Below are 13359 nucleotides of genomic sequence, written 5' to 3' on the forward strand. Positions count from 1 at the left end.
TTTTCCATTTTTGGGTATTGACTTATTGTCAGTGATATAATAGGCTAATTTCCTGAACATGGTGTTATAACCAACACTTGCAATAGTTGAATTTACTTTTTCCTGACTATTCAAATAAAATTGAACAAAGTATCTCTAAGCATTCAAAAGCATCCCCTAAGTTGTGTGAAACCGTTTAATTGCTTTATCATGACAATTTGCATGTGAATTAAAGTTTTCTTTGTTTTTAATTAGAATGGTTTTAAATAAGTATGTATGAAGAAAAAACTACTATCAGTTCCCATTTTAGCTGTTTACGCTGAAATTTTTTTGACAGGCAGAAGGAGTAACTTGTTGAGGGGTGTAAGCGTGTGCTATCTTGTATTACTCTCTCAGTTCAGCTATGCGCAGTCAAAGCCATCTTGGGTTGGAGAGATCAAGGGTATTGTAACTACAATAGACGGCAGTGCCGGACAGGGCTTAACAGTGAAAGTAACAGCGCTTAACAAATCCACCAAAACCAATTCTGCGGGGGGCTTTGAGTTTAAGAAATTACCTTATGGCCGTTATACAATTGAAGTCGTCATTGTCGGGTCTAAAACAACTACAGCTCAGGCTGAGATCACTGAGGCCAATCCTTCAGCAATAATGGATATCAAGGTAAATTCATCAATCCAGGATTTGGATGAGGTGGTGATCAGGACAGGCGGTAACCGCTTTGCCAAGAAGGAGAGCGATGATGCTTCCAAGATGCCTTTAAAGAATATTGAAAATGCGCAGGTTTATACCATTGTAAGCAAGGAACTGATGAAGGAACAAATCGTTACAGATTACAACAGTGCCTTCAAAAATGTGCCTGGTGCGGGTATTGCTGAGGTGCGGAACCAGGGGCGCACAACCTCGATGTCAAGGGGGTTCCCAACTCCGCAGGTGGTGAGAAATGGTGTTGGCAGTTTTACCTACGCCACGGTTGACCCTGCCAACTTAGAACGTATAGAAGTCATCAAAGGACCTTCTGCAACGCTCTTCGGGAGTACATTATCGTCGTTTGGAGGTTTGTTCAACCGCGTGACGAAAAAGCCATTTGATGTCTTCAGGGGAGAAATATCTTATTCCGGGGGAGGGTTCGACCTGAATAGGCTTACCGCTGACGTAAATACACCTGTAAATGAAGACAAAACAGCCTTATTGAGGATAAATACAGCTTTCCACAGTGAGAGAAGTTTTCAGGATGCAGGATTTACCAAAAGTTTTTTGGTGGCTCCCAGCTTCTCATATGCCATTAATGACAGACTCAGCCTGCTGGTGGATATAGAACTAAGTAACTACAAGGCAACTTCGCCCACACGCCTTGCGCCTTTTGCCGGGGGTACTATTTCAAATATAAAAGACCTTGGTATACCCTATAAATTATCTTTTGCCAATAACACCGTCAGTTATACAAGTCAGCAGTATAATATATTTACACAGCTGAAATACAAAATATCAGACATCTGGAAATCCCAGACTGTGATATCCAGGACTAGGTCTTCCTCTGAAGGATATACTGTGGCACTCGTCGCCACCTCTGATACCCGACTTAGACAGGCTGTAACCTACCAGGAATCTCCATTTTACGGAACTGATATCCAGCAAAACTTTATTGGCGACTTTAGAATAGGAAGCCTCAGAAATAGATTAGTTGCCGGTGCAGACTTTTACAGTTTGCGGGCTACCAGAAATGATGCGACAGTGAACATGCCTACTATCGATTTCCGAAAACCGGGAGATGCATACAATAACTTCAACGTTGATAAGGTAGCTCCATTATTTACGACGGCGAAATTTTTAAATTTTGTTTCTAACAATGAGAACACCTACAGTTCTTATGTTTCTGACGTTTTGAATGTGACTGACAAGTTACTGGTTAATGCAGGGCTGCGTTTAGACCGATATTACAATAAAGGTACATATTACCCCTCCGTTGATTCTACCGCAGGAAAATTTAACCAAACTGCTTTGTCGCCAAAGTTTGGGCTGGTATATCAGGTGCTGAAAGACAGGATCTCGTTGTTTGGTAATTATATGAACAGTTTTAGTAATGCCACCGGCTCTGATTTTGAGGGAAATACGTTTAAACCCAATCAGGCTAACCAATTGGAAGGCGGTGTTAAGTTTGATTTAAACAAGATCACTGCTACCCTGAGCTATTATGATATCAAAGTTACAAATGTAACACGCGATGATCCTGAGCATCCCAATTTCTCCATTCAGGATGGAACCCAGTTGAGCAAGGGCTTTGAGGCAGAAATTATCGCTAATCCTTTTCCCGGCCTGAACATTGTCGCTGGTTATACATACAACGAAAGTAAATACACGAAAAGTAATCCGACCATACTGGGATTAAGACCTGCAACTGCGGGATCTCCAAGAACTGCTAACCTCTGGGCAAGTTACAGAGTGATCAGTGGCCCTGCACAGGGGCTGGGTATAGGAATTGGCGGGATTTATGGCAGTGAGTATTATCAAACCAATACAACTACTTTCAAATTTGCAATACCATCTTATACGGTACTGGATGCTTCGGTATTTTATGATCAGCCACGCTACAGGATTGGGGTAAAAGTGGATAACCTGACGAATGAGAAATACTGGTCTTACCGGCTGGCAGCGCAGAATCCTACACGGGTTACCGGGAATTTGACTTTTAAGTTTTAGGATCCAGTTCTGCGGATTGAAGGTGAAGGCATTTCATCATTACGGATGAAATGCTTTTTTATATTTATATCAATTTCAATGCCCACGTCATTTACAGGCATAATTTCTGGTACATTTAAATAATGTTTAAAACTGCTATGAAAAAACTCTGTATTTTATGTATTCTCACTGTTTTTTACGCTTCAAATCTGCATGCGCAAATCAATAGAAGTGATTCAAAACATGTGTTTGTACAAATGACAGGTGCTATCGAACATCGGGAATATCCCGGTATCCATAGCTTGCTGATCACCCGTGGTATCAAACCGATTTACGAAGGTTATTTTCATGGTTTTAAGCGTGATTCTTTACATGATACCCGCTCATCGTTCAAATCCATAACCAGCTTATTAATTGGTATTGCAGTGGACAAAGGATTGATCAGGAGTTTAGACCAAAAGGTTTACGACATGTTCCCGGAGTACCGGCCTTTTAAAAACGACGGAGCCCAAAAAAAGGCAATCACGATCAGAAATCTCCTGGAAATGAAATCGGGATTTGACTGCGAGGAATTTAACGATACCAAAGACTGCGAAGACGCGATGAGCGGGAGCAGGGATTGGGTTAAGTTTTCTTTAGACCTGCCCATGAAGTTTAAGCCGGGAACAGTATGGTCTTATACTTCTGTTGACCCTATGATACTCAGCGGTGTGATCAGTAAAGTATCAGGGATGACAGTGATGGACTTTGCGAAAAAATATCTCTTCAGCCCGATGGGCATCACAGATTATAAATGGACTACAGATCCGGCCGGCCATGGCATGACTGCAGGATCGTTTTATATGAAGCCCGCCGATATGCTAAAAATTGCAGAACTGGTCCTTCATCAGGGAAAATGGAACGGTAAGCAGCTCATTTCCCAAAAATGGATAGCCGAATCAACAGCAGGGAATATTCAGATTCCGAATTTCTCTTTTATGGGAAGCAGCCGGAGCATGGTCGCTCTACCGCAGTCAGCCTACTATGGATACTATTGGTATCATGAACTGATAAAAACCAATGCCTTTCAGCATGACGTTCTTTTTGCATCGGGAAATGGGGGGCAATACATCTTTATCATCAAAAGTCTGGATATGGTTGTGGTATTTACTCAAGGCAACTATGGTTCCTGGAAGGCCAAACAGGCTTTTGAAATACTTGCAAAGTATATTATACCATGGGCGGAAAGCAGGCAAACTCCAAATAGTGCTGTAAATTGAGCATTTGGCATTCAATTGATAAAAAATGCTATTTTTGATTTCTAATATGCCACATTCACAACAAATAACCCGGCTTTAGCTCAGAAATGACTGGCGCTGACATCTCTTATCCGAAACTGACCGATGATGATCTGCTGTATCGCTTGAAAAACGATGATCATCTGGCCTTTACCGAAATTTTCAACCGGTATAGTCAGTTATTGTATGCCCATGCCTATAATAAGCTGCGTGTGGAGAGCGATGCAAGAGATGTGCTGCAGGATATGTTCATGAAATTCTGGGACAGGCGCGGTTCACTGGAGGAGGGCAATAACCTGGCAGGATATCTTTTTGTTGCGCTGAAAAATACGATCCTTAATCTCATCAAAAGCAAAGCACGGCTAACTATGTATGCAGACAGCTTTGCTAAAGCAAATGCAGACAGCGGTATTTATACGGATACACTGATCAGGGAAAAGCAGTTTTCGGCCATGATAGAGGCAGAAATCGCCAACCTCCCACCAAGGATGAGGGCCGTATTTGAGTTGCGCAGAAAAGAAAATCTTTCGAATAAGGAGGTAGCTGCCCGGCTGGGCATTACCGAATCTACAAGTGCCGACCAGATGAAAAAGGCTGTTCGGATCCTCAAAAACAGGATTGGGATCGTTTGGTTTATCCTGTATTACCTTGGTGTAAAATAAATATTAATTCCTTATCCCCAATCTCCTTTTCCTGATTGTATTACATATATCAAGCCTATCATAATATAAATGGAAGAAGAGAAATTCAGACAGATTTTAGACCGGTATATTGCCGGAGAAGCTTCAGAAGAGGAGCGCGCCTGGCTGGAATCTGCCTATATCAATTTAAACAGTAAGGACATACCCGAGCATTCGGAGTCCTTTCTGAGAGAAGGGACTGATCAGGTCTGGGATGTTCTTTCCAGCAAGATAACAGGAATCAGTGAGCAACCGGAATTTGAATACAATCAAGTCCCGCAAAAGAAACTGCGCTCCAGGAGAACAGCGAGGTTGCTTACTCTGATCTCTGCTGCTGCTTTAATTATTATATCGCTGTCTGGCATACTTATATACAGGCAGAATCATCCTGCATCGTACCTGACTAACCTTCCCGCAAGTGCGGATCTGAAACCAGGAAAGGACAAGGCAGTTCTGGTGCTGGCTAATGGTAAAAAGATCAATCTGGACCAGACAATGAGCGGGCATCTTGCTGATCAGAAGGGGGTATCTATTTCGAAAATGGCAGATGGGCAGCTTGTTTATTCTGTTCCCCAACAGGAAAATATTTCCGCTGAAGCTGAATACAATACTGTGGTAACTCCCGCAGGCGGTCAATACCAGGTTAACCTGCCTGATGGGACCAGGGTATGGCTGAATGCTTCGTCTTCACTAACTTTTGCTACGTCAGTTACCACCGTACGTACAGTGAAGCTAAATGGTGAAGCTTATTTTGAGGTCAGTAAAATGGCTAATGAAGGAAGAAGAGTACCTTTCATCGTGGAAAGTGCCAGTCAGAAAGTAGAAGTGCTGGGTACACATTTTAACGTCAATGCATATGATAATGAGTTGTTGGCTAAAACAACCTTACTGGAAGGCAGTGTAAAAATCAATGACAACACACTTTTAAAACCAGGGCAGCAGGCAAGGGTACAGGGACAGTCAATTAAAGTTTCAGCTGTAAATGCAGAAGATTATATCGACTGGCAAAGGGGCGACTTTATGCTGGAACATAACGACTTCAGGTCGATCATGAGAAAAATTGCGCGCTGGTATGATGTGGATGTAGTATATGCTGAAGATGCCCCTGAAAAGCTAAACCTCGGCGGCTGGATCTCCAGGTCTAAAAATATATCTTCCATACTGCAGGTAATGGAGAAAACTGGAAAAGTTCACTTTAAGATAGAGGGAAGGAGGATCACGGTAAGCAAATAAACAATACAAATCGTGGTCTTTGGAAAAAGACCAGAAGTGCTCGAACACCTCTGGTCAAAAGATTCAAAAGCTACAAATCATTCGACTGAAATTCAACTTTAAACCCTAACAAATGTACAAATTTTACCCAAACAATCTGGGTGGGCGTTCTCGTCCTGTCCGAAAAATTCTGCTGATCATGCGTTTAACTACGTTTATATTATTGGCCGCAATGATGCAGGTAAGTGCAACCACACTTGCCCAGCAGATCACTATAAACCGCAAAAATGCAAATCTTACCGAAGTGTTTAAAACCATCAGGCTGCAAACGGGTTATGATTTTGTTTATGACCAGGACTTAATTTCGAAAGCCTCACCTGTTACTATCAATGTAAACAATGCAGAGCTCAATGATGTTTTAAAAAACTGCTTATCTAATCAGTCTCTCACCTATACGATTACCAATAAGACTGTTATTATTCAGGAAAAAGGCTTTCTGGATAAGTTCAAAGGCTATTTTGCTACAATTACTGTTAACGGTACGGTGCTGGATGAAAACGGAGTGCCTTTGCCGGGAGTAAGTATCAAGGTGAAAGGAACTACCCGCTATACGATGAGTGGCAATAATGGAAGGTTTTATATCGCTACAAGCGATGAAAATCCCATACTTGTTATTTCTTATCTGGGTTACAAAACAATCGAATTAACAGGTATACCAACTTTAACTGTCAATATGGTGCCCGATCCTGCAAAGCTGGATGAGGTGCAGGTAATTGGTTACGGTACTACTACACGCCGTTTGAATACGGGTTCGCAGGTGGGGATTTCTGCGGAACAGATTTCTGATCAGCCGGTTACTAATGTACTGCAGGCAATGGCAGGACGTATGGCAGGAGTGACAATCACTCAATCGAATGGTTTGCCGGGTGCAGGAATTACCGTGCAGATCAGGGGCGTAAATTCAATCGGGGAAAATGGAATTAAACCTAACCGTCCGTTATATATTATTGATGGAGTGCCTTTCCTTTCTGAACCTATCAATTCAGCTACCTATAGTGTCACGTCAGCATCGAACACCAGATTGCCCTCTGCAGAAGGAACTACCAGTCCTATGAACTCTATCAATCCTTCTGATATCGAGAATATTGAGGTTTTAAAAGATGCAGACGCAACCTCAATTTATGGTTCTAGGGCTGCAAATGGTGTGGTATTGATTACCACTAAAAGAGGTAAGCCGGGAAGGACCAAATTCAGTCTGAATGCTTCTTCAGGAATTTCTGAAGTGTCACATTTTGTAGAAATGGTAGGAACCCAACAGTATCTGGCCCTCAGGGCAAAAGCATTTGCGAATAACACTACTAATCCGGCAACACCAACAGCTACTTCTGCACCCGATCTATTGGTTTGGGACCAAAATGGCTATACCGACTTCCAGAAAATGTTCCTTGGCGGTACAGCAAAAACCAATGATGTAAATGCCAGTATGTCTGGTGGTGATACGCAAACAAATTTTTTTCTTAGCGGTACTTACCATAAAGAAGGCAATGTTTTTCCGGGCAATCAAGGGTATCAGCGTGGTGGCGGAAAATTTAGCTTAAATCATTCTTCGCTCGATCAGCGTTTTAACCTTGCCCTGTCTGCAATGTATTCCACAGATAAAAATAATATTGCAAGTACTGACCTAGCTACCTGGGCTTATATTCTTCCTCCTAATTTTCCACTCTATACCTCAACGGGTACGTTGAACTGGGATGGTTTTGTGAGTAATCCGCTGGGTTATTTGAATCAAGCCAATGATAACCGTACCTCTAACCTGAACACCAACTTGTATTTAAAATATACTTTGTTAAAAGGGCTTGATTTCAAGACTAATCTGGGTTTCAGCAAATCTGATATGACGCAGGTGGTAACCAGGCCACTGTCATCATTAAACCCAAGTCTGTTTTCCGGATACACTGCTGGTACAGCATCTTACGTTTATAATTATACAAATAACTATATAGTTGAACCTCAGATTACCTATACCAGTAAAGTGTGGAAAGGTACTTTGAATGCGCTGGCCGGGGGAACTTACCAGTATAAACAATCCAGAATGCCTTATAATATCAGTGCATCCGGTTTTACATCTGATGACTTCCTGAGAACGGTGACCGCTGCAAGTACAATTTCCACTTCAAGCGGATCTGTTGACTATAAATATGCCTCGCTCTTTGGCCGTTTGAACTATAACCTGCAAGATAAATATGTTGTAAATGTGAATTTCAGAAGAGACGGATCTTCACGGTTTGGCCCAAATAATAAGTTTGGTAATTTTGGCTCAGTTGGTGCTGCCTGGATATTTTCTGAAGAGAAGCCGCTGAAAGATAAACTCAGTTGGTTTAGCTTTGGTAAACTGCGTGGCAGTTACGGTATTGTAGGTAGTGATGAAATCGATAATTACGGTTATCTGGATACATATGCTGCTTCAACCTATGTGTATGGAGGGTCTACAAGCTTAAATCCTACCCGTTTGCCCAATCCTGATTATAAATGGGAAGAAACAAAGAAACTGGACATAGGTCTGGATCTGGCCTTCTTTAAAAATCGCCTTTCACTAAGTGGGGGCTTCTACCGTAACAGAACAAGTAATCAGTTAGTTACCTTGACTACAAGTTCTCAGGCTGGCTTTACAGGATATCTGAGTAACCTGCCAGCGACGGTTCAGAATTCAGGATGGGAGCTCTCTCTAACAAGCACCAATATAAAATCCAAAAACTTTAGCTGGATTTCATCTTTCAATGTCAGTCAGAATCACAATAAATTATTGTCATTTCCCAATATTGAGAAATCATCCTATTATACAACCTATGTTGTGGGACTGCCGATCAGTTCATACTATCTCTACCAGTATGCAGGCATTAATCCAACAACCAATCTGCCATCCTTTACAGATTTCAATAATTCGGGAAGCATCACTACAGGTTTTGCTGCAACGGGCAGGGGAGACCGTTATTACGCCGGGACTTCCTATCCGAAGTATTTTGGTGGTTTAACAAACACGCTGAATTACAAAAGTGTAACTCTGGATTTTACTTTCCAGTTTGTGAAACAGATGGGCAGAAGCTTGTTGGCATCATCTAATTATCCTCCGGGATATTTCAGCAATGCTGCTGCAAGTGTAGTAAATGAATACCTTGCTCTTGGTTCACAGGATTATCTGGTTAGTGCCGGTACACGTGGTACTGCTGGTTCCGCATCGTACCTTGCTTACTCTAATTATACTGCCTCTGACGCCTCTTTGGTGGACGCCTCTTTTATCAGGCTCAAAAACGTAAACCTGTCCTATACCCTTCCTGCTAAATGGCTGGGAAAAAACAGTGGACAATCCATGAGGATCTATACCCAAGCTCAGAATCTGTTCACAATAACAAAGTATAAGGGCTTTGATCCGGAATCACAGAGCATAGCTACTCCTCCATTACGTACAATAACAGGTGGTTTTCAATTTACTTTTTAACGCTAATAAGATGTCAAAATCGATATATCAAAGGATGGCCTGCCTATTGGCATTCACCATAATCATTTGTTCAGGATGTGAGAAGACAGTGGAAATCGATCCCCCACTAAATCAGGTAACTACAGACCTGGTCTTTGCATCTGATAAACTCGCTACGGCAGCGAGAGCAGGGATGTTCAGTTCCTTAGCTACAACAACTACTCAGTCACAAAGTATCACTACATATAGTTCACTACAGGCTGATGATCTGCTTTATATGGCAACAACTGCGGCATTACAAGAGTTTAATAATAATACTTACACTGCGGTAAGTACTTCGCAGGCTGCTTTATTCTCAGATTGGTATTCAATAATCTACCGTGCAAATGCCATCATAGAGGGACTACAAAACACCAGCGGTGCTTCGGAAGCCATCAAAAAGCAGTTCACTGCTGAAGCCAAACTGGTCCGCGCTTACTGCTATTTTCATCTGGTCAACACTTTTGGGGAAGTTCCTCTGGTATTGGTTACCGATCCCGCTATATCTGCATTTTTGCCAAAATCATCCACTGCAATCATTTATGCACAAATGATTGCAGATCTGACAGATGCAAAAACAAACCTTGGGGTTATTTACCCTGGTGTAACTGCAACAACCACTTCGTCTAACGACCGTACGCTGGTGAATAAATTTACTGCAACTGCTTTGCTTGCGAGGGTTTACATATTCACAGGAAATTTTGCTGCTGCAGAATCCAATGCTTCCGAGGTGATAGCATCAACCCTGTACAGTTTGATTCCAAAGGCAACTATGGCTACCGGTGTTTTTGTAAGGGATAACGCAGAATGTATATGGGAAATGTCGCCACCGCTGCTTAACACCAACCAGTATACCGTTGAGGCGGGAGTATTTATTCCAAGTTCACTGACTAGTGTAACAACTTTTAATTACCGTTTGGACCCAAGATTTGCGGCCCTGTTTGCCAGTACAGATTTAAGAAGAACCAATTGGATGAGCAATGTTACATTATCCGGGACTACTTATATTATACCGTTTAAGTACAAATACCGCACACAGCCCCTGGCAGTGGCAGCAGGTGTAAGCGAATCACAGATCGTGATCCGCCTTGCAGAGCAATACCTGATCCGTGCAGAAGCAAGAGCAAGAACAGGAAGCAACCTCAGCGGAGCACTTGCAGATCTGAATGCGATCCAAACAAGAGCTGGGGCAACTTTAACGACAGCTACTGATGCAGCTTCATTATTAACTGCTATCGCATTGGAAAACCGTAAGGAATTTTTCTGCGAGCAGGCTTACCGCTGGTACAATCTGAAACGTACCGGAGAAGCTGATGCTGTATTGGGCGCCCTGAAATCAAGCTATACACCAAAATCCAAACTACTGCCTATACCCCAGGCAGCAATTGATGCAAATTATAATCTCACTCAAAATCCAGGTTATTAACTAAAGAAATGAACAACAAAAACCACTCAGCGGTCAGGTATTTTTACCTGGCCTTTGCCATCGGCTTGCTCGGAACCTCTGTACAGTCGTGCAGTGTCTTCAGGGAAGAGAAAAAAGCTCCGGCTAAAACAACTGCTGCTGCATCAGCGAATGCTGCGGCCGCAAAAACCAAGGCAGACTCACTTAAGAACCCTATCAAACCCTATAAAGATGTGGTTACCGCCAAAGCATTAACACAAAAAGGCTTGTTTACTGTGCATAAAGTAGCAGACCGCTATTTATTTGAGATAGGCGACAGCCTGCTGAACAAAGATATTCTTACCGTTTTAAGATTGAGTAAATCTACACCGGGTGCAGGAAACTTTGGGGGTGAGGAAGTTGCAGAACACACTGTTTACTGGGAAAAAGGCCCGAATGATAAACTCTTTTTAAAGGTTTCTACCCTGGTAAGCATAGCGGATTCTACAGATATGATTTCCAGGGCTGTTGCCAGTTCAAACCTTAACCCTATTATCGCGGCGTTCCCGGTTAAAGCAAAATCTAAAGATTCGGCGGGTGTAGTGATTGACGTGACCGACTTTCTGATTGGAGAAAATAACCTGATGTCTTTTGAGCCGGCTGATAAGAAATCTTATTCTCTAGGTGCCCAGGCCGCAGACCGTTCCTATATTGAAAGCGTAAAGAGTTTCCCGATCAATACAGAGATTAAAACCATCAGAACATATTCTGCTGTTCCATCAGGCGGGCCCGGAGGTTTGCCGGCAGCAGCACAGGCAGGTACGGTAACATTAGGGATGAATGCTTCGTTCATTTTATTACCGGCAAAGCCGATGCGTAAACGGTATTTTGATGCCCGTGTGGGTTTCTTTGCAAGCAGCTATTACAAATTTGCTGACGCTCAGCAAAAAGTAGAGCAGGAAGCATTTATCCACCGCTGGAGGTTAGAGCCGAAGGATGAGGATATGGAGAAGTTTAGAAGAGGCGAACTGGTTGAGCCTAAAAAGCAGATCGTCTACTATATTGATCCGGCAACGCCGAAACAATGGCGCCCCTTCCTGATTGCCGGTGTGAACGACTGGCAGAAAGCTTTTGAACAGGCTGGGTTTAAAAATGCAATTGTAGGTAAGGAATGGCCTGAACAGGATACGACAATGAGCCTTGATGACGCCCGTTTTTCTGTGATCCGTTACTTTGCTTCGCCAACACAAAATGCTTATGGCCCTAATATCGCGGATCCGCGTACAGGTGAAATTATGGAAAGCCATATTGGCTGGTACCACAACGTGATGAAACTGGTACACAGATGGTATATGATTCAATGCGGAGCCGTCGATCCGCGAGCACGCAAAAATAAATTCGATGACGAACTGATGGGCCAGCTGATCAGGTTTGTATCTTCACATGAAATCGGCCACACCTTGGGCTTGCGTCACAATATGGGGTCGAGCAGCACGGTACCGGTTGAAAAACTAAGGGATAAAGCCTGGGTAGAAGCACATGGTCATACACCATCTATCATGGATTACGCCCGGTTTAACTATGTTGCACAGCCTGAAGACCATATCTCAGAAAAAGGCTTGTTCCCGCGTATCAATGACTATGATAAATGGGCTATCCAATGGGGCTATAAACCGGTTTTAGATGCCGCGGATGCGAAAGCCGAGAAGAAGATCCTGAATAAACTGACGATCGACAGCCTGGCTTCAAACAAAAGACTTTGGTTTGGTGGTGAGGGTAAAGACTACGATCCCCGTTCTCAGTCGGAAGATCTTGGTGACGACGCCATTAAAGCAAGCCAGTATGGTATAAAAAATCTGAAACGTATAGTACCTCAGCTGATCAACTGGACAAGGGAAGATGGTGCGGATTATACTGAATTGAAAGATATGTACAATGAAGCTGTCGGCCAGTATTCACGCTATGCTTTTCATGTGCTTAAGAACCTGGGCGGTGTAATGGTAACACCTAAAACCTACGAGCAGTCGGGCGCAGTCTATAAACCAGTGAGCCTGGCCAAGCAAAAGCAAGCGATCAAATATTTCAACGAGGAGATTTTTGCGACACCAAAATGGTTGCTTGACCCGCAGATCCTCAATAAGGTAGAACCGGGATTTGGCGCTAATGCAGTAGAGAAATTACAGCAGGAAGTTATTGCTTCGGTAACCTCACAAAGCCGTCTTTACCGCATGATGGTCAATCAGCGCGACTATGGCAAGGGAGCATATTCACCGCAGCAATGGTTAAACGACCTGAAAGGTGGCATTTTCACTGAACTGAAAACTGGTAAACCTATCGATTCCTACCGGAGGACGATGCAGAAGATGTATGTGGGCAGTATCATTACCATGTACAATAAGCGCTTTGCTTTACAGGGATCTCTGGACAATATTCTGGCAGGTGTTACACCAACGGAGATTTTGTTATACTCTAATGTGAAACCTCTTGCGCTTGCGCACCTGAAAGATTTGCGTACGGATATCAGTGCTGCAATTGCCAGGACATCAGATCAGGACAGCAAAATCCATTTGATTTATTTAAAGCAGATGCTGAATAAGATCCTGACTGAATCTCCTATTCCGGGATTGAATTACTAGC

General features: G+C 42.9%; 7 protein-coding genes. All 7 read left to right on the plus strand.

Annotated features, from left to right (window positions below; all coding sequences use genetic code 11):
• Positions 1–255: 255 nt before the first annotated feature.
• Complete coding sequence (locus ABWY16_RS20390; protein ID WP_353906511.1) at positions 256–2676, plus strand: TonB-dependent siderophore receptor; 2421 nt, start codon at positions 256–258, stop codon at positions 2674–2676.
• Positions 2677–2813: 137 nt separating this feature from the next.
• Entirely contained in the window at positions 2814–3914 is a 1101-nt protein-coding gene (locus tag ABWY16_RS20395) for a serine hydrolase domain-containing protein (protein WP_353906512.1), read from the plus strand.
• Between the two features lie 86 nt (positions 3915–4000).
• A complete protein-coding gene (locus ABWY16_RS20400) occupies positions 4001–4594 on the plus strand; it encodes an RNA polymerase sigma factor (RefSeq protein ID WP_353906513.1) in 594 nt (197 codons plus the stop codon).
• A 69-nt stretch (positions 4595–4663) separates the two neighbouring features.
• Positions 4664–5845, plus strand: coding sequence for a FecR family protein (locus tag ABWY16_RS20405; RefSeq protein ID WP_353906514.1), 1182 nt, complete (start codon positions 4664–4666; stop codon positions 5843–5845).
• 112 nt (positions 5846–5957) lie between these two features.
• On the plus strand, positions 5958–9320 hold the full coding sequence (locus tag ABWY16_RS20410; protein WP_353906515.1) for a SusC/RagA family TonB-linked outer membrane protein: 3363 nt from the start codon (positions 5958–5960) through the stop codon (positions 9318–9320).
• 10 nt (positions 9321–9330) lie between these two features.
• On the plus strand, positions 9331–10764 hold the full coding sequence (locus ABWY16_RS20415; protein WP_353906516.1) for a RagB/SusD family nutrient uptake outer membrane protein: 1434 nt from the start codon (positions 9331–9333) through the stop codon (positions 10762–10764).
• An 8-nt stretch (positions 10765–10772) separates the two neighbouring features.
• Positions 10773–13358: a zinc-dependent metalloprotease gene (locus ABWY16_RS20420; RefSeq protein WP_353906517.1), complete on the plus strand. Its 2586-nt coding sequence runs from the start codon at positions 10773–10775 to the stop codon at positions 13356–13358.
• The last annotated feature ends 1 nt before the right edge of the window (position 13359 follow it).

The sequence above is a fragment of the Pedobacter sp. genome (assembly GCF_040513095.1).
In the GTDB taxonomy this organism is placed as follows: domain Bacteria; phylum Bacteroidota; class Bacteroidia; order Sphingobacteriales; family Sphingobacteriaceae; genus Pedobacter.

What these genes read in the sequence shown, in the direction of transcription:
- ABWY16_RS20395 (WP_353906512.1), top strand. Translation starts at nt 2,814, where the DNA reads ATGAAAAAACTCTGTATTTTATGTATTCTCACTGTTTTTTACGCTTCA.
- ABWY16_RS20415 (WP_353906516.1), top strand. Translation starts at nt 9,331, where the DNA reads ATGTCAAAATCGATATATCAAAGGATGGCCTGCCTATTGGCATTCACC.
- ABWY16_RS20400 (WP_353906513.1), top strand. Translation starts at nt 4,001, where the DNA reads ATGACTGGCGCTGACATCTCTTATCCGAAACTGACCGATGATGATCTG.
- ABWY16_RS20410 (WP_353906515.1), top strand. Translation starts at nt 5,958, where the DNA reads ATGTACAAATTTTACCCAAACAATCTGGGTGGGCGTTCTCGTCCTGTC.
- ABWY16_RS20405 (WP_353906514.1), top strand. Translation starts at nt 4,664, where the DNA reads ATGGAAGAAGAGAAATTCAGACAGATTTTAGACCGGTATATTGCCGGA.
- ABWY16_RS20420 (WP_353906517.1), top strand. Translation starts at nt 10,773, where the DNA reads ATGAACAACAAAAACCACTCAGCGGTCAGGTATTTTTACCTGGCCTTT.
- ABWY16_RS20390 (WP_353906511.1), top strand. Translation starts at nt 256, where the DNA reads ATGAAGAAAAAACTACTATCAGTTCCCATTTTAGCTGTTTACGCTGAA.